Source organism: Streptomyces sp. NPDC046862 (genome assembly GCF_040704615.1).
Classification (GTDB): domain Bacteria; phylum Actinomycetota; class Actinomycetes; order Streptomycetales; family Streptomycetaceae; genus Streptomyces.
The window spans coordinates 212542-235188 of the sequence record NZ_JBEYXP010000006.1 but is presented as its reverse complement, the minus strand read 5'-3'; the positions used below and the strand labels follow the sequence as shown (position 1 = coordinate 235188).

The following is a 22647-nucleotide window of genomic DNA, read 5'->3' as shown; positions in this document are numbered from 1 at the left end:
CGCCCCTCGACGAAGGGGGCAGCGACGGCACTGTCACGACCAGGCCCGGGGAGAGGCCGGGTCAGGCTCCGGTCAGGCCCCTGACAGGTCCAGCAGGACCTTGGAGGCGGCCGTGCGGTCCTGGGCCATGGCGAACGCGGCGGCGGACTCGCCCAGCGGGAAGGTGTGGGTGACGACGGGCTCCACGTGCAGGCCCTGGGCCAGGAGGGACAGCGCGTCGTCGAACTCGGTGTCGAAACGGAAGGCGCCGCGCAGGTCGAGTTCGCGGGTGACCGTGACATTGCCCAGCAGGCCCACCTCGCCGGGCGGCAGCAGGCCCAGCAGGACGACGGTGCCGCCGCGGTGCACCCGTTCCACGCAGGTGCGCAGGCCCGCGGGTGCCCCGGACGCCTCGATGGCGATGTCGAAGTCACCGGACCAGCCCGGATCGTCGGGCCGGTCCGCGCGTGCCGTCGCGGTGGCGCCCACCTCGGTGGCGAGGCGCAGCGGCTCGTCGAAGAGGTCGCTGACGACGATCTCGGCGGCACCGCCGTGCGCCAGCGCCGCCACGACGAGGCAGCCGATCGGTCCCGCGCCGGTGACCAGCACCCGCTTGCCGCTGACGTCGCCGGCCCGGCGTACGGCGTGCAGCGCCACCGACAGCGGTTCGGCGAGGACGGCACGGCTGAGGCTCAGCCCGGGCGGCAGGGGGCGGATCTGGTCGGCGGGCACGTTGATGAGCTGGGCGAACCCGCCCTGGACGTGCGGGCTGTGGGCGGCGCTGCCCAGGTAGCGGGTGCGGGCGCAGATGTTGCGCCGGCCGCCCGCGCACTCGGCGCAGGTGCCGCAGGGCGTGGCGGGATGGACCGCGACGGCCGTGCCGACCGCCGGACCGCCCGGGCCGTCGGTGCCGGGTCCGAGGGCGGCGACGTGACCGACGACCTCGTGGCCGAGCACCATGGGCTCGCGCAGCGCGAAGTCCCCCACCCGGCCGTGGTGGTAGTAGTGCAGGTCGGAACCGCAGATCCCGCCGAGCGCGACGGCGACGGCGATCTCGCCCGGTCCGGGGTCGGCGGGGGGCCGCTCGTCGACCCGCAGGTCACCGGCTCCGTGGACGACACACGCTTGCATGAGAGGGCTCCTTGGGGTCACAGGGCGTCACGGGGCATCACAGGACGGAGAGCATGCCGCCGTCGACGTACAGCAGTTGTCCGTTGACGAAGTCGGAGGCCGGCGAGGAGAGGAAGAGCAGGGCGCCGACGAGGTCCTCGACGTCGCCCCAGCGGCCGGCGGGCGTCCGCTTGCGCACCCAGGCGCTGAACTCCTCGTCCGCGACCAGCGCGGACGTCAGCTCGGTGTCGAAGTAGCCGGGGCCGATGCCGTTGACCTGGATGCCGTGCGGACCGAGGTCGGCGCACATGCCCTTGGTGAGCATCTTCAGGCCGCCCTTGGTCGCCGAGTAGGGCGCGATACCCGGGCGTACCGCCTCGCTCTGCAGCGAGCAGATGTTGATGATCTTTCCGTGGCCCCGGGGCACCATGCGCCGGGCGACCTCACGGCCGACGAGGAAGGCACTGGTGAGGTTGGTCTGCAGCAGGCCCTGCCAGTCCTCGTCGGTGAAGTCGAGGAACGGGGCGCGGCGTTGGGCGCCGGTGTTGTTCACCAGGATGTCGATGGGCCCGGCCCGGTCCTCGATACGGGTGACGGCCTCGGCGACGGCGGTGGAGTCGGTGACGTCGAACGCCTCGGTGAGGACCGCGTCGCCGAACGACTCGGCCAGCTCCTTGCGGGCTTCCTCCAGGACGACCGTCCCGCGCCCGTTGAGGACGACCGTGCAGCCGGCTTCGAGCAGGCCCTTGGCCAGGGCCCGGCCGATGCCGCGGCTGGATCCGGTGACGAGGGCGACCTTGCCGGTGACGTCGAAGAGGGGATGGCTCATGGGGGCCTCTCAGGCGTGGGTGGGGGCGGAGGGCAGTGCGGCACTGCCCGGCAGTGGGGTGCGTGCAGGGCGGCCCGCCAGCACTTCCAGGATGTTGTCGGCCGCGAGGTCCACCATGGCGGCGCGCGTGGCCTCGGTGGCCGAGCCGATGTGGGGAAGCGCCACCACACGGGGCTCGCTCGCCAGCGGGGACAGCTCGGCACCCATCGGTTCGCGCGCGAAGACGTCGAGGCCTGCCGAGTGGATGGTCCCCTCGCGCAGTGCCCGGAGCAGGGCGTCCTCGTCGACGACACCGCCCCGCGAGGTGTTGACCAGGGTGGCGGTGGGCTTCATGGCGGCGAGCTCGGCGGCGCCGATGAGGTGGCGGGTCGCCGGGTTCAGGGGGACGTTCAGCGAGACGACATCGGCCTCGGCCAGCAGCGTGGGCAGGTCCACGGCCCTGGAGGGCGGGTCCTGGGTGTCCTCGCGTGCGGACGGGCTGTGGTGCAGCAGCCGCATGCCGAAGCCGTGGGCCCGGCGTGCCACCGCGCGCCCGATCTGGCCGTACCCGACCACGCCGAGGGTGGCGCCGTGCACGTCCAGGCCGAGGTAGTCGTCCATCCGGAACGTGTCCCACTGCCCGGCGGCGAGGGAGTCGCGGGCCGTGCCGAGGCGCCTGCGGGCCATCAGGACGAGCGCGAACGTGAGGTCGGCGGTGGTCTCGGCCAGGACACCGGGGGTGTGGGTGACCACGACACCGCGCTCGGCCGCGGCGTCCCGGTCCACGGCGTCGAAGCCGGCGCTGGCCAGTGCGACGACCTTCAGCGACGGCCCGGCGGCGTCGAGCAGGGCGGCGTCCACCTTGTCGTTGCCCAGGCAGAGGATGCCGCTCACTCCGGGAGTGAGGGCCCGCAGCTCGGCCGGTTCGGGCTTGTCCCGCCCGTCCCCGCGCACCAGGTCGAACCGGCCGGCCAGCCGGTCCAGGCCGCCGCCGGGCAGGGCGGGCCGGGTGGTGAGCACGCGCTGCGTCATGGGCCACTCCCAGGTCGTTCCCGCTCCAGCTTTTCCACTGAGTGGGAAACTTATCTACACAACGGAAAACATCGTCGGCAGCATCGGTCGGCCCTGTCAACCACTGGGCGAAAATCCTTTCCGCCCAGTGGTAATTTGCCGCTGTGAGTACGAGTGACGTGCCTGAAGTGCCTGAAGTGCCTGAAGTGCCGACCGACGTCGTCGGCCGGGCGATCCGGTTGCTCGTCCTGGTCGGTGAGCATCCGCACGGCATCACGCTGTCGGTCCTGGCCCGTGAGAGCGGCGTCCCGGTCAGCACCGCGCACCGGCTGGTCAACTCCCTCTGCCGCGAGGGCCTGGTGGAGTTCGAGTCCGGCGACAAGCGCTACCGGCCGGGCCTCAGGCTGTTCCAGCTCGGCCAGCAGGCGGGGCAGGCGTACGGGTTCGCCGGTACCGCCCTTCCCGTGATGCAGCGCGTGACGCGGCAGACCGAGGAAGCCACCCTCATGTCGGTGCTCGACGGCGCCCGGCACCTGTACGTGCACTACGTGGACGGCCCCCTGCCCGTCGGCGTACGCAGTGAGCCGGGCCGTCACGGTCCGCTGCACTGCACCTCGATGGGCAAGGTCCTGATGGCCTTCGCCCCCGCCGACGTACGCTCCGACCTCCTGGAGCGCGTCGAGCTCACCCCGCACGGCCCGAACAGCATCACCGACCGCGAGGTCCTGCGCGACGAGGTCGCCCGCGCCGCCGAACGCGGCTACGCCACCGCCGACGAGGAGCACCACGCCGGCCTGCGTGCGGTGGCGGTCCCGATCCTGCGGCCCGGTGGCACCCTCTTCGCCGCCCTGTCCACGGCGGCGCCCGCCTTCCGTCGCAGTCTCGACGATCTGGTCGCCATGGTCCCGCTGCTCCAGGCGGCGGCCTCCGAACTGGGCGTCCGTCTGCCCGCTCGCTGACCCGAAGCCCCGTCACGGCAGTTCCTTCGACCCCCGTGCACCCGGCCGCGCGTGGGGTTTCTCGTCGGTGCCAAGGTTGCTGACGCGCGCCGTGAGTTCCACCACCAGCTCTCCACGAAGCTGATCTGCGAGAACCAAGGGATCGCCGTGGAGGACCTGTCGGTCGCGGGACTGGCCCGCACGCGCCTGGCCAACGTCCGGGAATGGACCTGTGGCGCCTGCGGCACCGTCCACGACCGGGACGCCAATGCGACGATCAACGTGAAGACGGCCGCCGGACTGGCAGTACAGTGCCGCCCTCACCGCGGTGCGCGAGTGCGACGACGACGTACGGGCCATGGCGCGGGACTACCGCAACCGCCGCGACGTGATGGTGCGGGCCCTCGCCGACGTCCCCGGCCTCCGATTCGGTGAACCCGAGGGAGCGTTCTACGTGTTCCCGTCCCACGACATCGACCTGCCCTCGGTGGAGGTCGTGGCCGCGCTGCGCGAACACGGTGTCGCCGTACGGCCGGGGAGCGAGTTCGGCGCCCAGGGTGAGGGACACCTGCGGTTGTCGTACGCTGCCAGCCCGGAAACCATCACCGAGGGGGTCCGCCGACTGGCGCGTGGCCTCTCGGCCCTTCGATGAACGGTGATTCGCATGCAACGGGGAAGCCGCCCCATGCGCAGTGACACGGAGCGCAACCGCAGGCAGCTGATCAAGGCCGCCGCGATGCTGTTCGAGAACTCGCCGACCCCGGTCAGCCTGGCCGAGATCGCCAAGCACGCCGAGGTGTCCACCGCGACGGCGTACCGGCACTTCTCCTCCGTCGAGGAGATCCTGCACGCCTTCCGGTCCCAGGTGGGCTCAGAACTGCGGGACTTCAGCGAGCGGCAGACCACCCGCGGCATGGCCAGGCTCGACGCGGTGTCCCGTTACTGGGTGTCGCTCGTCCTCGAACACGGCGGGGCGATGGCGCAGATGCGCTCGCACCGCGGCTACCTCGAACGCCTTCGCGAGGGCACCGGCTACCTCGCCCCGCAGGCCGACGCGCTCGCCGAACCCCTGCGGCAGACCACCGAGGAACTCGGCCTCGGTGACCTGGGCGACGAGGCCCTGTACCTGTGGAACGCCCTGTTCGACCCGCGCGACATCCTCGACCTCATCAAGTCCGGCCGGACCGAGGAGGAGGCCGCCACCCGCCTGGTGGCCGCACTGCGCGGAGCCCTCAGCGGCTGGTCCGCCGCGATGGACCGGCCGGCCGGGCACACCCGGTGATGGCGCACGGCTGATCCCGGGGCAGGGTCAGTGGGCGAAGGCGGCGAACGCCTCGGCGATCGCCGTGCGGTCCGCGTCCCGCGCCAGCAGTTCACGGAGCAGGAGGCGCGCCTGGTACGGGCCGAGCGTGCCGGCCGGGATCAGGCCGCGGCCGATCAGGTCGATCTCGGACCCCGGATAGCCGTACGTTCCGGTCAGGACGGGGCCGTTGTCGATACGCGAGGAGAGGATCACCGGGACCCGCGCGGCGAGCCGTTCGAGGTTCCCGACGAGTCGCCCGGGCACGTGGCCGGCTCCGAAGGCGGCGACGACGAGCCCGTCGCACCGGCCGTCCCAGGCCGAGAGCAGCTCGCCGTCGTCCCCGAGGCTCACCGTGTACAGGCCGACGCGCACGTCGTGCCCCCGCGGCGGCTCCAACGGCTTCAGGGGAGCGAACCGGCGGGACGGCGGCGTCGCGGTCAGCCGTACGACGTCCTCGGCGATCCGGCCGATCGGCCCGGCACCGGGTGAGGTGAAGGCGGCGGGGCTGGTGGTGTGCGACTTGCGGACATGGCGTGCGGCGTGGATCTCCTCGTTGAGGACCACCAGCACACCGGCGCCGTGCAGTTGGGGATCGGCCGCGGCGAGGACGGCCGCGTACAGGTTGGCGGGCCCGTCGGGGCCGGCCATGGTGGGGTTGCGCATGGCGCCGGTGACGACGACCGGCTGCTCGTGACCGTGACGAAGGTCCAGGACGAACGCCGTCTCCTCGATCGAGTCGGTGCCCTGCGTGATCACGACTCCGTCGACGTCGCCGCCCGCGAGGGTCTTGTCGATCTCCGCCCCGAGCTCCGTGAGGTCGTCGAAGCCGAGTGAGGCACTGGGGACACGGCGGAAGTCGTGCACGCGCACCTCGACCCCGTGCCCCTCCAGCTGCGGGACGGCGGCCAGCAGGTCGTGCGCGGAGAGGGCCGGGACCACCCCGCCGGTCACCGGATCGGTGGTCATGGCGATGGTGCCGCCCAGGGAGTAGACAGCCACCGTTCTCGTCGCGCCCATTGCCGCCCCCGACCTCCGACCCGTCTTCGCCCGAGTGATTGTGCCCCCGGGAGATCGCCCGGTACAGGCCGCTGGAGGGAGGGGCTCCTCACGTTCCCGGCAGGGGCCGGACCGTGAGGATCTGCTGGGCGTGGCCGACCGGGCCGTCGACGTCGTGCAGGACGGTGCTGGTGACGCCCTGTCCGGAGGGGCCGAAGGTGACCGTGGTGTCCAGTCCCGTCCAGCCGTCCCGTGGTTGCCGGTGGAGGTGGACGGTCAGGTCGACGTTGGGGAACATCCACGCGGTGGGCGGCTGCCGGACAGCGATGCCGTTGGCGGTGTCGACGAGGGCGAGATACGACGCGAGCGGGCTGACGGGAACACCGGCGACCAGGTCCAGCGGCGTGGAGACCCAGACGGTCGCGCGGCCCGGCCGGGGCGGTGCGACGGGGCGGACGTCCAGCGAGGCTATGTACCCGCCCGGCCAGACGTCGGACATCGGCCACGCGGAGAGCGCCTTGGGCGGGGTGAGGCGGTCGTCGGGGCCGCCCGCGACCGCGGCGGTGTCGACGTGGGCCAGGAACCAGGCCCGGGCCCGGACCACCGGGCGGCCGGCGATCCGTACGACCGCCTCGACGAGCTCGATGGTCCGCCCGGGGCGGACGGTCTCCACCTCGATCTCGCACTCGTCGAGGGCGAGGCGGCCGAGGATGTCGTAGCTGACGCGGGACAGAACCAGGCCGTTGTCCGGGCCGTTGTCCCGGCCTGCGGCCCGATGGCGGTCGATGGCGTGGACGACGAGTCCGCCCAGCGGGCTGAAGTGCTGCTCGTCGGTGTTCCAGGCCCCGCTCGCGTGGGGCGTCGGTTTGTAGCGGTGATCGTCGATGGCTTCGAAGTAGCTGTCGGGGGTCAAGGGGTGCTTCTCCCGGCGGTGTTCAGAGGACGTTGAGCAGGACGACGTACACGGCAGTACCCGCGCCGACACTGAGAATGGTGCGGCGGCCGCAGGCCAGGTGGACGCCGATGGTGACGGCGACGGCGAGCAGCGCGTACCAGGCACCGTGCGGGTCGGCCGTGATCGTGCCGTGCAGGGCGGTCACGGCGAGGACGGCGAGGATGCCGACCGGCATCCACACCGCCAGCCGCCGCACGATCGCCGAGTCGCTCAGCCGGCCGAGCACGGCGAAGGGGACGGCGCGCAGGGCGAGGGTGATGCCGAAGACGATCGCCAGGACGGCGATAAGGTACGACGGGCTAGGCACCGGAGGCCTCCTCGGCTGTACCGCGGCGGGCCGTGACGGCGTGGCGGACCAGCAGCAGGCCGACGAACAGCAGCAGCGCGGTGAACATGGCCAGGCCCGGCGTCAGGACGAGGGCCACGGCGACCGAGCCGCCTGCGAGCAGCAGGGACGGCAGCTCCGCGCGGGAGCGGAACGCGTCCAGGGTGAGCACGGTGAACAGGGCGCACAGCGCGAACTCCAGGCCCTTGACCGGGGCGGGCAGCGCCGCACCCAGGGCGACGCCGGCCAGGCCTCCGCCGACCCAGTACGCCTCGCACGCGATCTGCATGGCCAGCAGCCGGGGTGCCGAGCGCTCGTGCTCGGGAAGCGAGGCGTTGACGGCGTACACCTCGTCGATCATCGCGTACACGGCGTACGCCTTCGCCACCGGGTGCCTGACCAGGTGGAGCGGGAAGGAGAAGGCGTAGAAGACGTGCCGGAAGTTGACCACGAGCACGGTCAGGGCGACCGCGGCGAGTGGCGTGACGGTGGCCACCATGCCGACCAGCAGCAGTTCGAGGGAGCCGGCGAACGCGGCCAGGGACAGGGCGGGGGCGAGCCACCAGGGCAGTCCGGCCTGGATGATCAGCAGGCCGAGAGCGATGCCGAGGGGAAAGATGCCCAGGCCGGCCGAGAACGAGTCGCGCACGCCCTGGGCGATCCGTATCCGGCGGGTGGCCCCGGCGGGGGCGGCCGAGGGGGTGAGTACGTCATGTGGCACGGCACCATCGTCTCGTAGAAGCCGTGACACATGGTTGCGAATATTGCTCGTCCCGGCCTCGTATGGGCAATATTCTCACTGTGGACGCGATCGACAGGGCAATCATCGCCGAGCTGGAGCGTGACGGGCGGCTGACCAACGTGGAGCTGGCCCAGCGGGTCGGGCTGACCACCGGGCCGTGTCTGCGGCGCGTGCAGCGGCTGGAGGCCGACGGGGTCATCCGGGGCTACCGGGCGGTCGTCGACCCCGCTTCCGTCGGCCGTTCCTTCGAGGTCCTGATCGACCTCAGTCTCGAAGCGCAGGACGCGGAGACGGTCGAGCACTTCGAGGAGACCCTGAGCCGGGCCGAGGAGGTTCTGGAACTGCGCCGGCTGTTCGGGAGCCCCGACTATTTCGTGCGCGTGGCCGTCGCCGACCTGCCCGCCTACGAGACCTTCCTCAGCCGGCGGGTCATGACGATCCCCAGGATCAGGAACGTCACCTCGCACTTCACGATGAAGACCATCAAGCCGGGACCGTAGGGCGTCGGTCGAGGTCAGGCGGGGCGGACCAGGCCGACCTCGTAGGCGAAGATCACGGCCTGGACGCGGTCGCGGGCTCCGATCTTGGTGAGGATGCGACTGACGTGGGACTTGACCGTGGACTCGGCGAGGTGGAGGCGTTCGGCGATCTCGGCGTTGGTGGCGCCGGTGGCGAGGGCGGTGAGCACCTCGCGTTCGCGGTCGGTCAGGTCGGTGAGCCGGCCTTCCTGACCGGGGGCGCGGCGGGCGTGCTCGCTGGTGTAGGTGTCGATGAGCTTGCGGGTGATGCCGGGGGAGATGACGGAGTCCCCGGCGGCGACGGCGCGGATGCCGACGACGAGTTCGTCGGGGCGGGCGTCCTTGAGGAAGAAGCCGCTGGCTCCGGCGCGCAGCGCCTCGTAGGCGTACTCGTCGAGGTCGAAGGTGGTCAGGACCAGCACGCGGGAGCGGCCGCCGGACTCGGCGATGCGGCGGGTGGCCTCGATGCCGTCCATGCCGGGCGGTGCGCGCGCTGGCCGCGCACCCCGGCTGGGCCGCAACCAACCTGCAGGGACACGACGCCAGTCCCCTGCGTCGCCTCGTCATGCGCCTGGGCAACCGCGTCTTCGCCCAGGACAGCCGGTCCGGCGCGCTGCCCACCCTGTACGCCGCCGTCCAGGACCTGCCCGGCGCGTGCTTCGTGGGCCCCGACGGCCTGCTCGAAGTGCGCGGAGCCCCGACCCTGGTCGGCCGCTCAGCGGCGGCCGGCGACCCGGCCACTGCCCGACGCCTGTGGACCGTCTCCGAGGAACTGACCGGCATCACCTTCCCCGCACCCTCCCTTGCGGTGCGGGCCTGACGAGCAGGGCTCGGCGCCACCCGCGGGGAGCCCGGCCCCGTCGTCCACCACTGTGTGCCAAGAGACCAGGCACTACGACAGCCCGGAGGCCCGGAGCACCTCTCGTGCCGTCTCGCCGTCGATCTGTTCGCCCAGCCGGTGGAGCACGTCCGTGCCCTGGATCAGGGTGCCCTGCTCCAGGGAGCGGCGGACGCCGGTGTCCAGTTCGTGCCACAGAAGGGGGTTGGCGGCCAGGACACGGGGATCGAGTTCGAGGCGGTGACCGTGCACGTCGCGCAGGACCAGGTGGGCGGTGACGCCGTCGTACTGCCGTACGGACACGAGGGCATCCGTCCGTACGGCCCGCCGACGCAGCGGACCGCGCACCAGCAGCCAGCCATGGCCCGCCGTGACCCGCTGCGGCAGCAGGACGGCGAGGACGGCCGCGGACAGGGCGAGCCACAGCAGGGCGCGCGGTGCCGTCAGGGTGCCGGCGTCCCAGTCGACCAGGAAGGTCAGCGCACAGAAGACGAGGGCGCAAGCGACCGCCAGCCGGGCACTGCCACGCCAGTGGCGGTCACCGGCCGGGCTCGGCGGTCCGCTCGGTCGCATGACGCCGACGCTAGGCGCCTGTGCGAGCTCCGGCGAGCGGTGCTGACGGCCCTCTGACGTCGCGCCGGGGAATCTTGACGGGATCCTGACGGGCGTCGGCGGTTCAGCCGCCGTCTGCCGACTGCGCTTGCGGCTGTCCTGAGGATCACGTCCGGTCGCTCCTCGCCACCGTGGTCACGGGCGCCGTAAGAGGTTCGTCAAGGGGGCGGTGGCGGCCGTAAGGGACCCGTCAACGGCGCTCGAATCCGGTCACGGGCGAGGTTTCCTCTAAGCGTCCGATCCGCGAACCGTCCGATCCGCAAGCGCGGATGGTTCCCCCCTCTCATCCAGGAGCTCGCGATGGCCGACGTGGCCTTCGTCCTCACCATTGTCGCGGTGTTCGCGCTGGTGGCTTTCGTCGCCAAGGGGGTGACGAAGCTGTGACCGCCGAGAACGTCGTCGGCCTGGTCGTGGCCGTCGCCCTGCTGGGCTATCTCGTCCTCGCCCTGATCTTCCCGGAGAGGTTCTGAGAGCGCACATGGGTCCCGTACTCGCCGGCGTGCTCCAATTGCTCGCCCTCATCGCGGCGCTGGCACTCGCCTACGTCCCCCTCGGCACCTACATGGCCAAGGTCTACTCCTCCGCCAAGCACTGGCGCGTCGAGAAGTGGATCTACAAGGGCATCGGAGCCGACCCGGACACCGAGATGCGCTGGCCGGCGTACCTGCGCGGTGTGCTCGCCTTCTCGGTCGTGAGCGTCCTCTTCCTGTACCTGCTGCAGCGGGTGCAGGGCGTCCTGCCCGGTTCGCTCGGGTTCTCCTCGATCACCCCGGCGCAGGCGTTCAACACCGCCGCGTCCTTCGTGACCAACACCAACTGGCAGTCGTACTACGGCGAGCAGGCCATGGGCCACGTCGTACAGACGGCCGGGCTCGCCGTCCAGAACTTCGTCTCGGCGGCCGTCGGGATCGCCGTCGCGGTGGCCCTCGTACGAGGCTTCGCCCGGTCGCGCACCGGTGAACTCGGCAACTTCTGGGCCGACATGGTGCGCGGTGTCACCCGCGTCCTGCTGCCGGGCGCGGCCATCGCCGCCATCGTGCTGGTCGCCTGCGGTGCGATACAGAACTTCTCCGGCATCCACGAGGTCGGGCAATTCTTCAACGGGCACAGCATGGGCGGCTCGCAGCAGTGGAACGGCGGCGCCGTCGCCTCGCAGGAGGCCATCAAGGAGCTCGGCACCAACGGCGGCGGCTACTTCAACGCCAACTCCGCCCACCCGTTCGAGAACCCGACCCCGTTCACCAACCTCTTCGAGATCTTCCTGCTGCTGGTGATCCCGTTCGCCCTGACCCGCACCTTCGGCGTCATGGTCGGCTCGGTCAAGCAGGGCTACGCGATCCTCGCGACCATGGCGAGCATCTGGGTCGGCTTCGTGGCCCTGATGATGTGGACCGAATTCGCCCACCACGGCCCGGCGTTGCAGATCGCGGGCGCTGCGATGGAGGGCAAGGAGGTACGCTTCGGCGTCGGTTCCTCGTCGATCTTCGCGGTGTCGACGACGCTCACCTCGACCGGTGCGGTGGACTCCTTCCACTCCTCCTTCACCGGACTCGGCGGCGGCATCACCATGCTGGGGATGATGCTGGGCGAGATCGCGCCCGGCGGCACCGGCTCCGGCCTGTACGGCATGCTGATCATGGCGGTCATCGCGGTGTTCATCGCCGGTCTGATGGTCGGCCGTACGCCCGAGTACCTGAGCAAGAAGATCGGCACCCGCGAGATCAAGCTGGCTGCCTGCTACATCCTCATCACCCCGGCGCTGGTCCTGATCTTCACCGGGGCCTCCATGGCCCTGCCGACGCCACCGCACTCGATGCTCAACTCCGGCGCGCACGGCTTCTCCGAGGTGCTGTACGCCTTCACGTCCGCCTCTAACAACAACGGCTCGGCCTTCGCGGGCCTGAACGCGAACACCGACTGGTACAACACGATGACCGGGCTCGCGATGGTGCTCGGCCGCTTCCTGCCGATGATCTTCGTCCTGGCGCTCGCCGGTTCGCTCGCCGAGCAGAAGCCGGTCCCGGTCACCGCGGGCACTCTGCGCACCGAGAAGCCGCTGTTCACGGGCCTGTTGGTGGGCGCCATCCTCGTCATCACCGGTCTGACCTACTTCCCGGCCCTCGCGCTCGGGCCGCTGGCCGAGGGGCTGGCGTCATGACCACCCGCACAGAGAAGCCAGAGGACCCCATGTCCGCAGCCACTCCGACCCGGGCGCCGCACAGCGACGCCCCCACAGGGCACAAGTCCGCCGAGGGCCGTGTCGGCGCGGGCCTCTTCGACCCCAAGCAGCTCGTCAGGTCCCTGCCGGACGCCTTCCGCAAGCTCGACCCGCGGGTGATGGTCAAGTCGCCCGTGATGTTCGTGGTGTGGATCGGCTCCGTCCTGACCACCGTCTTCTCCTTCAAGGACCCCGGCGACTGGTTCGGCTGGACCATCAGCGCCTGGCTGTGGCTGACCGTCGTCTTCGCCAACCTGGCGGAGGCGGTCGCGGAGGGGCGCGGCAAGGCGCAGGCCGACACCCTGCGCAAGGCCAAGACCGACACGGTCGCCCGCCGGCTGCTCAGCGACGGCTCGGAGGAACAGGTCCCCGGCACCGGTCTGAGGATCGGCGACCTCGTGGTCTGCGAGGCCGGCGACGTCATCCCCGGCGACGGTGACGTCGTCGAGGGCGTCGCGTCCGTCGACGAGTCGGCGATCACCGGTGAGTCGGCTCCGGTCATCCGGGAGTCCGGCGGTGACCGCAGCGCCGTCACCGGCGGGACCAAGGTCCTCTCCGACCGGATCGTCATCAAGATCACGACGAAGCCGGGCGAGACCTTCATCGACCGGATGATCAACCTGGTCGAGGGCGCCGCGCGGCAGAAGACGCCGAACGAGATCGCGCTGAACATCCTGCTCGCCTCGCTGACCATCGTCTTCCTGCTCGCGGTGGCCACGCTGCCGCCGTTCGCCGACTACGCGGGCACCCACCTGACGATGGTCGTCCTTGTGGCCCTGCTGGTCTGCCTGATTCCCACCACCATCGGCGCGCTGCTGTCGGCGATCGGCATCGCCGGCATGGACCGCCTCGTCCAGCGCAATGTGCTGGCCATGTCGGGCCGCGCGGTCGAGGCCGCCGGAGACGTCTCCACCCTGCTGCTCGACAAGACCGGCACCATCACCCTCGGCAACCGCCAGGCCGCCGAGTTCGTGCCGGTGAGCGGGACCACGGACGCCGAGGTCGCCGACGCCGCGCAGCTGTCGTCGCTGGCCGACGAGACGCCCGAGGGCCGCTCCATCGTCGTCCTCGCCAAGGAGAAGTACGGCCTGCGCGAACGCCACCAGGGCGAGCTGGCCCACGCCGAGTGGATCGCCTTCACCGCCCAGACCCGGATGTCGGGCGTGGACGTCGACGGACGCAAGGTCCGCAAGGGCGCCACGGCCTCGGTCATCGCCTGGGTCCAGGAGCGAGGCGGCACGGTCACCGAGGACGCGGACACCGTCGCGGCCCGGATCTCCGAGGCGGGCGGCACCCCGCTGCTGGTCGCGGTGGACGACGAGCGGGGCGCCCGCGTTCTGGGTGTCATCCACCTCAAGGACGTCGTCAAGGACGGCATGCGGGAGCGGTTCGACGAACTGCGCCGCATGGGCATCAAGACCGTCATGATCACCGGTGACAACCCGCTGACGGCGAAGGCGATCGCCGAGGAGGCCGGCGTCGACGACTTCCTCGCCGAGGCCACCCCCGAGGACAAGATGGCCCTGATCAAACGGGAGCAGGCGGGCGGCAAGCTGGTCGCGATGACCGGCGACGGCACCAACGACGCGCCGGCCCTCGCCCAGGCGGACGTCGGCGTGGCGATGAACACGGGGACGTCGGCCGCCAAGGAGGCCGGCAACATGGTCGACCTCGACTCCAACCCGACCAAGCTCATCGAGATCGTCGAGATCGGCAAGCAACTCCTCATCACCCGGGGGGCCTTGACGACGTTCTCCATCGCCAACGACGTGGCGAAGTACTTCGCGATCATCCCGGCGCTGTTCGCCGCGGTCTACCCGGGCCTGGACAAGCTGAACATCATGCAGCTGTCCTCGCCCGACTCCGCGATCCTGTCGGCCGTCGTCTTCAACGCGCTGATCATCATCGCGCTGGTGCCGCTCTCCCTGAAGGGCGTGCAGTACCGGCCCGTCAGCGCGGACAAGCTGCTGCGGCGCAACCTCGGGATCTACGGCCTCGGCGGACTGATCGCGCCCTTCATCGGCATCAAGCTCATCGACCTGCTCATCTCGCTGATCCCCGGGATCGGATGAAGGACATGAACAACTCCCTTACGAACACGGCCCGGTTGCTCGGGGCGGGCCTGCGGGCCCTGCTCGTGCTGACCCTGGTGACGGGCGTCATCTACCCGCTGGTCATCACCGGCATCGCCCAGGGACTCTTCCCCGGCAAGGCCAACGGCTCTCAGATCACGTCGGACGGCAGGGTCGTCGGGTCGTCCCTGATCGGTCAACAGGGCTACAGCCTGGACTACTTCCAGCCCCGCCCCGCGAACGGCCTGGGCGAGAACTCCGTCAACACGCGGTACAAGCTGATCCTGTCCGGCGCCACCAACCTCTCCGCCGACAACGAGAACCTGGTCAAGTCGGTGCGGGAGGCCAAGGCCAAGGTGGTGAAGGAGAACTCGACCGCCGACTACACGGTGAACCCCGCCGACGTCCCCGCCGACGCCGTCACCTCCTCCGGCTCCGGCCTCGACCCCGACATCTCCCCGCGGTACGCCGACCTCCAGGTCCACCGGGTCGCCGAACGCAACGACCTCTCCGTCGCCCAGGTGGAGAAGCTGGTGAAGGCCCACACCGAGGGCCGCACCCTCGGCTTCGTCGGCGAACCCCGCGTGAACGTCCTGGAACTCAACATCGCGCTCAAGGACCTCGTGGCCAAAAGCTGAGGGGCGAATGACGTGACCGGACAAGGAGTCGGCGGCCGGGGACCTCTCCGCGTCCGCCGACTCCCGCCGCCGAGCAGCCGGTTGCGCCGCCGTGGCCGGCCCGAACGACTCGAAAGGCACACCCCCATGACACGGGTGCTGGTGGTGGAGGACGACCCGCAGCTCGTACGGGCTCTCGTGATCAACATGCAGGCACGCCATTACGGAGTGGACGCCGCCCCCGACGGCGCCACGGCACTCCGGCTCGCGGCCGCGCAGCGGCCCGACGTGGTGATGCTCGACCTCGGACTGCCCGACATGGACGGCGTCGACGTCATCAAGGCGCTGCGCGGCTGGACCCGGACGCCGATCCTGGTGCTGTCGGCCCGTCAGGGCTCCGACGAGAAGGTCGCCGCGCTCGACGCGGGTGCCGACGACTACATCACCAAGCCGTTCAGCATGGACGAACTCCTCGCCCGGCTGCGGGCCGCCGTCCGCCGAACCGAAGACGCGCCGCTGGCCCCCGAGACGACCCTGGTGGCGACGGCGGACTTCAGCATCGACCTGCTCGCCAAGAAGGTCGTCCGGGGCGGGCGGGACGTGCGGCTGACGCCCACCGAGTGGCATCTGCTGGAGATCCTGGTCAGCAACCCGCGCCGACTGGTCACGCAGAAGCAGCTTCTCCAGGAGGTGTGGGGCGTCTCGCAGAGCAACAAGACCAACTACCTGCGCGTCTACATGGCCCAGCTGCGCCGCAAACTGGAGAACGATCCCTCCCACCCGCGCCATCTGATCACCGAGCCCGGCATGGGCTACCGCTTCGAAGCCTGACCGAGGGACGACATGGCACGCGGAAAGCTCCGGATCTATCTCGGCGCGGCACCCGGCGTCGGCAAGACCTACGCCATGCTCTCCGAGGCGCACCGCCGTATCGAGCGGGGCACCGACTGCGTGGTCGCCTTCGTGGAACACCACCACCGCCCGCGCACCGAGGTGATGCTGCACGGCCTGGAACAGATCGCGCGTACGGAGATCGAGTACCGGGGCGGCACCTTCACCGAGATGGACGTCGACGCCGTCCTGCGGCGCGCCCCGGCCGTCGCCCTCGTCGACGAGCTCGCCCACTCCAACATCCCCGGCTCCCGCAACACCAAGCGCTGGCAGGACGTGGAGGAACTGCTCGCGGCCGGCGTCGACGTGGTCTCGACCGTCAACATCCAGCACCTGGAGTCCCTCGGCGACGTGGTCGAGTCGATCACGGGAGTGCGGCAGCGCGAGACTGTCCCCGACGAGGTCGTACGGCGGGCCGACCAGATCGAGCTGGTCGACATGTCTCCGGAGGCGCTGCGCCGCCGTATGGCGCACGGCAACATCTACAAGCCCGACAAGGTCGACGCGGCCCTCTCCAACTACTTCCGGCCGGGCAACCTCACCGCCCTGCGCGAACTGGCGCTGCTGTGGGTGGCTGACCGGGTCGACGAGTACCTGACCGAGTACCGCAACGAACACCAGGTGTCGGCGATCTGGGGCTCCCGCGAGCGGATCGTCGTCGGCCTGACCGGCGGCCCCGAGGGGAGCACCCTGATACGGCGCGCCGCGCGGCTGGCCGAGAAGGGCGCCGGCGGCGAGGTGCTCGCCGTCTACATATCCCGCAGCGACGGCCTCACCGCCGCCTCCCCGAAGGAACTCGCCGACCAGCGCACGCTGGTCGAGGACCTGGGCGGCAGCTTCCACCACGTCGTCGGCGACGACATCCCGGTCGCCCTGCTCGACTTCGCCCGGGGTGTGAACGCCACCCAGATCGTGCTGGGCGTCTCCCGCCGCAGGAGCTGGCAGTACGTCTTCGGCCCCGGCGTCGGCGCCACGGTCGCCCGGGAGTCGGGACCCGACCTCGACGTCCACCTCATCACGCACGACGAGGCGGGCAAGGGGCGACTGCCCGCGGCCCGGAGCGCACGGCTCGGACGCTCCCGGGTCATCTGGGGCTGGCTCGTCGGGGTGCTCGGTCCCGCCCTGCTCACCTGGCTCCTCGCCGGCGTCACACCGGACGTCGGCCTTGCCAACGACATGCTGCTGTTCCTGACCCTGACGGTGGCCGCCGCCCTGCTGGGTGGGCTCTTCCCGGCACTGGCCTCCGCCGTCGTGGGCTCCCTGCTGCTCAACTGGTTCTTCACGCCGCCCGTCCACACCCTGACGATCGCCGACCCGAAGAACATCGTCGCCATCGCGATCTTCGTCGGGGTCGCCGTGTCCGTGGCGTCCGTGGTGGACCTCGCGGCCCGGCGCACCCATCAGGCGGCACGGCTGCGCGCCGAGTCGGAGATCCTCTCCTTCCTCGCGGGGAACGTCCTGCGTGGCGAGACCACGTTGGAGGCACTGCTGGAGCGGGTCCGGGAGACCTTCGGCATGGAGTCGGTGGCCCTGCTGGAGCGGTCCGGTGAGACGGATCCCTGGACCTGCGCCGGCAGTGTGGGGTCCGAGCCTGCCCGGATCCCGGACGACGCGGACGTCGACGTACCGGTCGGCGACCACATGGCCCTGTCGCTGCGCGGCCGGGTGCTGCCGGCAGCCGACCGCCGGGTGCTGGCCGCCTTCGCCGCGCAGGCCGCCGTCGTCCTGGACCGCCAGCGCCTGCGGCGCGAGGCCGACCGGGCCAAGGAACTGGCCGAGGGCAACCGCATCCGGACCGCCCTGCTCGCCGCCGTGAGCCACGATCTGCGCACCCCGCTCGCAGGCATCAAGGCCGCCGTGTCCTCGCTGCGCTCCGACGACGTCGAGTGGTCGGAGGAGGACCAGGCGGAGCTGCTGGAGGCGATTGAGGAAGGTGCCGACCGCCTGGACCACCTTGTCGGCAACCTGCTGGACATGTCCCGTCTGCAGACCGGCACCGTCACCCCCATCATCCGGGAGACCGATCTCGACGAAGTCGTCCCCATGGCGCTCGGCGGGGTGCCCGAGGACAGCGTGGAACTGGACATCCCCGAGACGCTGCCCATGGTCCACGTCGACCGGGGGCTGCTGGAGCGAGCCGTCGCCAACGTGGTCGAGAACGCCGTCAAGTACAGCCCTCCCGGCGAGAAGGTCCTGGTCTCCGCGAGTGCCCTTGGCGACCGGGTCGAGGTGCGAGTGGTGGACCGCGGGCCCGGTGTCCCGGACGAAGCCAGGAGCCGTATCTTCGAACCCTTCCAGCGGTACGGGGACTCGCCCCGCGGTGTCGGAGTCGGTCTCGGCCTGGCGGTGGCGCGCGGCTTCACCGAGGCCATCGGCGGCACCCTCGATGCCGAGGACACGCCCGGCGGCGGCCTCACCATGGTGCTCGCCGTACGGACGGCACCGCAGCGGCGGCCGGAGCGGCCGGAGGACCTTCCCGCTGCGGTCATGTCCTGAGGACGGGCACCACCTCGCGCTTGGGATCTCGGGCGGCACGGTGGGGAAATCCCCCACGTGGCCGGTGCCCCATCGCAGCCGCCAGGCGTTACGGCGGCACCGCGAGGACGGGCCAGGAAGCGTGGGCGAGGCAGTATGTTGACCGACGGCGACAGATGCCTCCGGCACAGCGGTACAACCTGGACGACATCCGCAGCCGGTACGGGGGCCTCAGACCCTGGGCACCCTGAGAGATCGACAAGGGGTTCCGCTGTGCTCGTCCACGTCGTGGCGCAGGGCGACCCGCTTGATCGCCACTTTTGTGAAGTAGGGCGCCACACCTTCGCGGCCGTCGTGCCTACACCTCGATCTGCGCGCCCATGATGACCGTGCGGTCGCGGGGGAGGCCGAAGTACTCGGCGGCGTCGGCCGTGATGTACGAGGTGGCGATGAACAGCCGCTTGCGCCAGGGGGCCATCGTCGGTTCCTTGCCGCGCCGGAGCTCGATCTTCGACAGGTAGTAGGTCGCCTGGTCGAGTCGCAGGGGCCCTTCGGTTGCGGCCGGGTCGAGCGTTGCCAGGGTGCCGGGCACGTCGGGTGTCTCCATGTACCCGTACCGTGCGGTGACGTGGATGATGCCGTCGTCGGCGTAGCCGAGGTCGTCGACCACGATCCGCCGGTCGGCCGGGACGTGGGGTACCGGCTCGGTCTCGATGGACAGGATCACGACCTGGTCGTGGCGGACGTGGTTGTGCTCGACGTTGGCTCGCATGGCCAGGGGGGCGGTCTGCTTGCCCCGGTTGAGGAAGACGGCGGTGCCGGGGGCCCTGAGTGCCCGTGTCCTGCCACTGCGGAGCTGGTCGACGAACTCGGGCAGCGGGCCTTCGCGCTGTGCCCGCTCGGTGGTGACGAGCGCGCGGCCGCGTTGCCACGTCGTCATCACGGTGAACGCGGTGAGGCCGATCAGCAGCGGCAGCCACGCGCCGTGGACGAGCTTGGTCAGGTTGGCCGCGACGAACAGCAGGTCCACGAGCAGCAGTACGGCCGCGCCGGTGGTGAGCAGCCATACGGGCGTGCCCCATTTCGCGCGGGCGACGTAGAAGAACAGCAGGGTGGTGATGGTGATGGTGCCGGTGACCGCCATGCCGAACGCGAACGCCAGCGCCGTGGAGCTGCGGAAGGCGAAGACCAGGGTGAGGACGGAGACCATCAGCAGCCAGTTGATCCAGGGGACGTAGATCTGGCCGATGGTGGACTCGGAGGTGTGCGCGATCCTCAGCCTCGGCAGGTAGCCGAGCTGGGCGGCCTGGGAGGCGACCGAGTACGCGCCGGTGATCACGGCCTGGGAGGCGATCACGGTGGCCGCCGTGGCCAGCAGGACCATCGGCCAACGTCCCCAGTCGGGCACGAGCAGGAAGAACGGGCTGCTGATGTTGTCCGGATCGTCGAGGATCAGCGCGCCCTGGCCGAGGTAGCTCAGGACGCAGGCCGGGAAGACGAGGATCAACCAGGCGCGGGTGATGGCCCGGCGGCCGAAGTGCCCCATGTCGGCGTAGAGGGCCTCGGCGCCGGTGACCGCGAGGACGATGGCGGCGAGTGCGAAGAAGGCGGTGCCGAAGTGGCCGACGAGGAAGTCCAGGGCGTAGGCGGGCGACAGCGCCTTGAGGATGTCCGGGTGGTCGGCGATGCCGGCGACGCCGCACGCGCCGATCGCCGTGAACCAGGCGATCATGACAGGTCCGAACACCCGGCCCACTGCGGCGGTTCCCCTGCGCTGTACCAGGAACAGGATCACGATGATCACCGCGGTGATGGGCACGACCGCGCTGTCCAGCGACGGCTCGACGACCTTGAGTCCCTCGACCGCGGACAACACCGAGATCGCCGGGGTGATCATGCTGTCGCCGAAGAACAGCGACGCGCCGAAGATGCCCAGCGCGGCCAGTACGACGGCGGCTTTCCGGCGCCGTTGTGAGTTCCACCCCCGCAGCAGGGTGATCAGCGCCATGATGCCGCCCTCGCCGTCGTTGTCGGCGCGCATGGCCAGCAGTACGTACGTGACGGTCACGATGATCATCACGGACCAGAACACGAGCGACACCACGCCGTACACGTTCTGTGTGCTGACCGGGACGGGGTGCGGATCGCTCGGGTTGAACACGGTCTGGAGGGTGTAGATCGGGCTGGTCCCGATGTCGCCGAAGACCACGCCCAGAGCACCGATCACCAGAGCGAGGCGCACCGTGTCCCGCGCGCCCGGACCGTGAGCCTCCGGTGGCCGCGAGACCGATCCGCCGTCCTCTGCCATCCCTTGCCGGCGACCGGCCATGAAGTCCTCCTCCGCACGGCTGCTTGCCGCAGACCAGGTCTCTTGCGGCGGACGATACCGATCCCTTGCACAACCGTTCGCAGGAGCACGCCCTTTCGTTCGCATGGCATCCCCTGCGCGGTCTTCAGCGGTGGCACACGCGGTGCGCCTCGGCTGTTGTCCGCCGCGAGGTCACTTCAGCGCCCGCAGGACGTCGAGCGCCGTCAGTGCCACATGGATCTCCGTGCGCTGTTCGCCGGACTCGAGGTCGCGGTCGAGTATCCGCTCGATGGTGCGCAGGCGCTGGTAGACGGTTTCCCGGGACAGGCCGCCGTGCCGGGCGGCCACCGTCTTGTTGCCGGCCGCGTCGAGGTAGTGGCGCAGGGTGGTGAGCAGGTCGGTGCCGTGCCGGGCGTCGTGGTCGACGAGCCGGCTGAGCCGCTGCTCGGCGTACTCCTGGATACGGGTGTCCTCGCGGAGCGCGAAGAGGAGCCGGCGCAGGCCGACGTCGGACCGTTCGTGGTAGGAACGTCCCGCGGGGAGCGGCGCCCCGGGCTCGGTGGCTTCGGCGACCCGGACGGCTTCGCGGAAGGAGCGGGCGATGCCCGGGAGGTCCGTGGCCTCGCTGCCGATGCTCACCGTCGCGCCCGGGACCAGGTTCAGGGCGGTTCGGCTCAGGTGCTCGACCACGGGCTGCCACGGCTGGTCGGGGCGCAGGGAGAGCAGGGCGCCGAGGCGTGTCGGCCCGAGGAGTCCGACGAGGGCCGGTGTTCCCTTCGCCCTGAGTTCCTCGGAGAGCAGGCCCTCGGCCTTCGCCGTGTCGTCCTCGTGAGGGAGGTCGGCCAGCACCGCGACGAAGTGGGAGTCCTTCGTGGGCAGGCCCAGGGCGGCGACCCGGGCCTCGGCGTCCGCGGGGAAGCGATGGCGTTGTTCGACGAGGTCGCGCAGGGCGTTGCGGTGTGCGGTGAGTTCCCAGGGCGTGGGGTGGATGAGGCGGGCGATGGTGAGGGCCATCGCGGTTCTCTCCAGGACCGTGACGTCCTCGGGGCCGGGGGCACGGGGTGCCGTCGGGGCGGGGAGCATGGCCACGCGGCCCCAGCGTTCGCCCTGGTACTCCACCGGCGCCACGAGCCAGCCCTCGGGACCGGACACTGCCGTGTGGTCGACGGGTGGTGTCGACCTGGACCGCTGTTCCCAGGCCGTGAGGACGCTCTCCGTCGTACCGCGCGACGGCTCGCAGATCAGCGCCTGGTGGGCCAGGTTCTCCAGGACGACCGTGCGGCCGCTCATCTCCGCCGCGGCCCGTACGACGTCCTCGGGACCCGCGCCGCGCAGCGTCAGCGCGGTGAACGCCTCGTGGACGCGCTGTGTGCGGCGCATCGCGTCCGCCTGGTTGCCGAGGAGGAGGGCGTGGACGACCTGGGTGACCTCCAGGAAGTTGACGTCCTTGGCCAGGGTCACGAGGGGGAGGCCGCGGGCCCGGCAGGCGTGGACCAGCGCGTCGGGCGGACGGTGGTAGCGGCGGACCAGTTCGATGACGAGGGCCGCCGCGCCGATGTCGGCGAGTTCGTCGACGTAGCGGCGTACTCCGGTGGGCTCCTCGGGCAGGGGCATGCCGGTGGTCAGGACGAGCTCGCCGCCCTTGAGGAAGGACGCGGGGTCGGTCAGTTCGGTGATGTGGACCCAGCGCACCGGCCGGTCGAGCCCGGCCACGCCGGTGACGACCTGCGGCTGCCCCGCGGCCAGGACGGGGAGGGCCAGCACGTCGGCGACGGTGGGCGGACGGCCGCCGGCGTCCACGTCACGGTCCGGCACGGGGGCCGCGAGCCCGTCGGTACCGGGCCCTGGCGCCGTGCGGTGGTGCTCGCTCACGTGGTTCTCGCTCACGGTGCCTCCCTGGGGGTACTGCCCGCCCGAGCGGGGCCGAGAAC

20 protein-coding genes and 3 pseudogenes are annotated in these 22647 nt (G+C 71.0%); 12 read left to right on the top strand and 11 right to left on the bottom strand.

Features of this window, described 5'->3' with window-relative positions:
• Positions 1-72: 72 nt before the first annotated feature.
• From AB0959_RS09135 to AB0959_RS09125, 3 genes are read right to left on the bottom strand one after another with little or no spacing between them, the layout of a single operon-like run.
• On the bottom strand, positions 73-1110 hold the full coding sequence (locus AB0959_RS09135) for an L-idonate 5-dehydrogenase (RefSeq protein WP_366825664.1): 1038 nt from the start codon (positions 1108-1110) through the stop codon (positions 73-75).
• 37 nt (positions 1111-1147) lie between these two features.
• On the bottom strand, positions 1148-1918 hold the full coding sequence (locus tag AB0959_RS09130; protein WP_366825663.1) for an SDR family oxidoreductase: 771 nt from the start codon (positions 1916-1918) through the stop codon (positions 1148-1150).
• A gap of 9 nt (positions 1919-1927) precedes the next feature.
• Entirely contained in the window at positions 1928-2929 is a 1002-nt protein-coding gene (locus AB0959_RS09125) for a D-glycerate dehydrogenase (protein ID WP_366825662.1), read from the bottom strand.
• A 176-nt stretch (positions 2930-3105) separates the two neighbouring features.
• Between AB0959_RS09125 and AB0959_RS09120 the strand changes: the two genes are divergently transcribed.
• From AB0959_RS09120 to AB0959_RS09105, 4 genes and pseudogenes are all read left to right on the top strand, one after another.
• Positions 3106-3867, top strand: coding sequence for an IclR family transcriptional regulator (locus AB0959_RS09120; protein ID WP_366825661.1), 762 nt, complete (start codon positions 3106-3108; stop codon positions 3865-3867).
• Between the two features lie 69 nt (positions 3868-3936).
• Positions 3937-4281, top strand: a pseudogene (locus AB0959_RS09115) (zinc ribbon domain-containing protein); the annotation flags it as partial.
• On the top strand, positions 4175-4498 hold the full coding sequence (locus tag AB0959_RS09110; protein ID WP_366825660.1) for an aminotransferase class I/II-fold pyridoxal phosphate-dependent enzyme: 324 nt from the start codon (positions 4175-4177) through the stop codon (positions 4496-4498). The pseudogene AB0959_RS09115 and the gene AB0959_RS09110, both read left to right, overlap by 107 nt.
• Positions 4499-4531: 33 nt before the next feature.
• The gene (locus AB0959_RS09105) at positions 4532-5128 is read left to right on the top strand and encodes a helix-turn-helix domain-containing protein (RefSeq protein WP_366825659.1); all 597 of its coding nucleotides are present in this window, start codon (positions 4532-4534) and stop codon (positions 5126-5128) included.
• Positions 5129-5155: 27 nt separating this feature from the next.
• Here AB0959_RS09105 and AB0959_RS09100 read toward each other — a convergent pair whose 3' ends face one another.
• The 4 genes from AB0959_RS09100 to AB0959_RS09085 all read right to left on the bottom strand — a co-directional run bounded on the left by AB0959_RS09100 (position 5156) and on the right by AB0959_RS09085 (position 8146).
• Complete coding sequence (locus tag AB0959_RS09100; RefSeq protein WP_366825658.1) at positions 5156-6166, bottom strand: asparaginase; 1011 nt, start codon at positions 6164-6166, stop codon at positions 5156-5158.
• An 88-nt stretch (positions 6167-6254) separates the two neighbouring features.
• Positions 6255-7058: a thioesterase family protein gene (locus AB0959_RS09095; RefSeq protein ID WP_366825657.1), complete on the bottom strand. Its 804-nt coding sequence runs from the start codon at positions 7056-7058 to the stop codon at positions 6255-6257.
• 22 nt (positions 7059-7080) lie between these two features.
• Complete coding sequence (locus AB0959_RS09090; protein ID WP_366825656.1) at positions 7081-7407, bottom strand: AzlD domain-containing protein; 327 nt, start codon at positions 7405-7407, stop codon at positions 7081-7083.
• Positions 7400-8146, bottom strand: coding sequence for an AzlC family ABC transporter permease (locus tag AB0959_RS09085; RefSeq protein ID WP_366825655.1), 747 nt, complete (start codon positions 8144-8146; stop codon positions 7400-7402). The genes AB0959_RS09090 and AB0959_RS09085 overlap by 8 nt, the downstream gene beginning before the upstream one ends.
• A gap of 80 nt (positions 8147-8226) precedes the next feature.
• Between AB0959_RS09085 and AB0959_RS09080 the strand changes: the two genes are divergently transcribed.
• On the top strand, positions 8227-8667 hold the full coding sequence (locus tag AB0959_RS09080) for an Lrp/AsnC family transcriptional regulator (RefSeq protein ID WP_366825654.1): 441 nt from the start codon (positions 8227-8229) through the stop codon (positions 8665-8667).
• A 14-nt stretch (positions 8668-8681) separates the two neighbouring features.
• On the opposite strand, the pseudogene AB0959_RS09075 reads toward AB0959_RS09080, so the two are convergent.
• A pseudogene (locus AB0959_RS09075) lies at positions 8682-9167 on the bottom strand (response regulator transcription factor); the annotation flags it as partial.
• Positions 9168-9169: 2 nt separating this feature from the next.
• Here AB0959_RS09075 and AB0959_RS09070 point away from each other — a divergent pair.
• A pseudogene (locus tag AB0959_RS09070) lies at positions 9170-9505 on the top strand (oxidoreductase); the annotation flags it as partial.
• A gap of 72 nt (positions 9506-9577) precedes the next feature.
• On the opposite strand, the gene AB0959_RS09065 reads toward AB0959_RS09070, so the two are convergent.
• Positions 9578-10096, bottom strand: coding sequence for a hypothetical protein (locus tag AB0959_RS09065; RefSeq protein WP_366825653.1), 519 nt, complete (start codon positions 10094-10096; stop codon positions 9578-9580).
• Between the two features lie 419 nt (positions 10097-10515).
• On the opposite strand from AB0959_RS09065, the gene kdpF reads away from it, so the two are divergent.
• From kdpF to AB0959_RS09035, 6 genes are all read left to right on the top strand, one after another.
• Positions 10516-10605 (top strand): K(+)-transporting ATPase subunit F, encoded by a 90-nt coding sequence (gene kdpF / locus AB0959_RS09060; protein ID WP_009326374.1) that lies wholly within the window; start codon positions 10516-10518, stop codon positions 10603-10605.
• Between the two features lie 8 nt (positions 10606-10613).
• Positions 10614-12293 (top strand): potassium-transporting ATPase subunit KdpA, encoded by a 1680-nt coding sequence (kdpA, locus tag AB0959_RS09055; protein WP_366825652.1) that lies wholly within the window; start codon positions 10614-10616, stop codon positions 12291-12293.
• On the top strand, positions 12290-14425 hold the full coding sequence (gene kdpB, locus AB0959_RS09050; protein ID WP_366825651.1) for a potassium-transporting ATPase subunit KdpB: 2136 nt from the start codon (positions 12290-12292) through the stop codon (positions 14423-14425). Before kdpA ends, kdpB begins: the two co-directional genes overlap by 4 nt.
• Positions 14426-14430: 5 nt before the next feature.
• Complete coding sequence (locus AB0959_RS09045; RefSeq protein WP_366825650.1) at positions 14431-15063, top strand: potassium-transporting ATPase subunit C; 633 nt, start codon at positions 14431-14433, stop codon at positions 15061-15063.
• Between the two features lie 126 nt (positions 15064-15189).
• Positions 15190-15873, top strand: coding sequence for a response regulator transcription factor (locus AB0959_RS09040; protein ID WP_366825649.1), 684 nt, complete (start codon positions 15190-15192; stop codon positions 15871-15873).
• 12 nt (positions 15874-15885) lie between these two features.
• Positions 15886-18429 (top strand): sensor histidine kinase KdpD, encoded by a 2544-nt coding sequence (locus AB0959_RS09035; protein ID WP_366825648.1) that lies wholly within the window; start codon positions 15886-15888, stop codon positions 18427-18429.
• A 337-nt stretch (positions 18430-18766) separates the two neighbouring features.
• On the opposite strand, the gene AB0959_RS09030 is transcribed toward AB0959_RS09035, so the two are convergent.
• Positions 18767-20737: a potassium transporter Kup gene (locus AB0959_RS09030; RefSeq protein ID WP_366825647.1), complete on the bottom strand. Its 1971-nt coding sequence runs from the start codon at positions 20735-20737 to the stop codon at positions 18767-18769.
• A 171-nt stretch (positions 20738-20908) separates the two neighbouring features.
• Entirely contained in the window at positions 20909-22531 is a 1623-nt protein-coding gene (locus AB0959_RS09025) for a PucR family transcriptional regulator ligand-binding domain-containing protein (RefSeq protein ID WP_366825724.1), read from the bottom strand.
• Positions 22532-22647 lie beyond the last annotated feature (116 nt).

Coding starts and splice junctions, on each gene's coding strand:
- AB0959_RS09135 (WP_366825664.1), bottom strand. CDS start 1,110: ATGCAAGCGTGTGTCGTCCACGGAGCCGGTGACCTGCGGGTCGACGAG.
- AB0959_RS09130 (WP_366825663.1), bottom strand. CDS start 1,918: ATGAGCCATCCCCTCTTCGACGTCACCGGCAAGGTCGCCCTCGTCACC.
- AB0959_RS09125 (WP_366825662.1), bottom strand. CDS start 2,929: ATGACGCAGCGCGTGCTCACCACCCGGCCCGCCCTGCCCGGCGGCGGC.
- AB0959_RS09105 (WP_366825659.1), top strand. CDS start 4,532: ATGCGCAGTGACACGGAGCGCAACCGCAGGCAGCTGATCAAGGCCGCC.
- AB0959_RS09100 (WP_366825658.1), bottom strand. CDS start 6,166: ATGGGCGCGACGAGAACGGTGGCTGTCTACTCCCTGGGCGGCACCATC.
- AB0959_RS09065 (WP_366825653.1), bottom strand. CDS start 10,096: ATGCGACCGAGCGGACCGCCGAGCCCGGCCGGTGACCGCCACTGGCGT.
- kdpA (WP_366825652.1), top strand. CDS start 10,614: ATGGGTCCCGTACTCGCCGGCGTGCTCCAATTGCTCGCCCTCATCGCG.
- kdpB (WP_366825651.1), top strand. CDS start 12,290: ATGACCACCCGCACAGAGAAGCCAGAGGACCCCATGTCCGCAGCCACT.
- AB0959_RS09045 (WP_366825650.1), top strand. CDS start 14,431: ATGAACAACTCCCTTACGAACACGGCCCGGTTGCTCGGGGCGGGCCTG.
- AB0959_RS09040 (WP_366825649.1), top strand. CDS start 15,190: ATGACACGGGTGCTGGTGGTGGAGGACGACCCGCAGCTCGTACGGGCT.
- AB0959_RS09035 (WP_366825648.1), top strand. CDS start 15,886: ATGGCACGCGGAAAGCTCCGGATCTATCTCGGCGCGGCACCCGGCGTC.
- AB0959_RS09030 (WP_366825647.1), bottom strand. CDS start 20,737: ATGGCCGGTCGCCGGCAAGGGATGGCAGAGGACGGCGGATCGGTCTCG.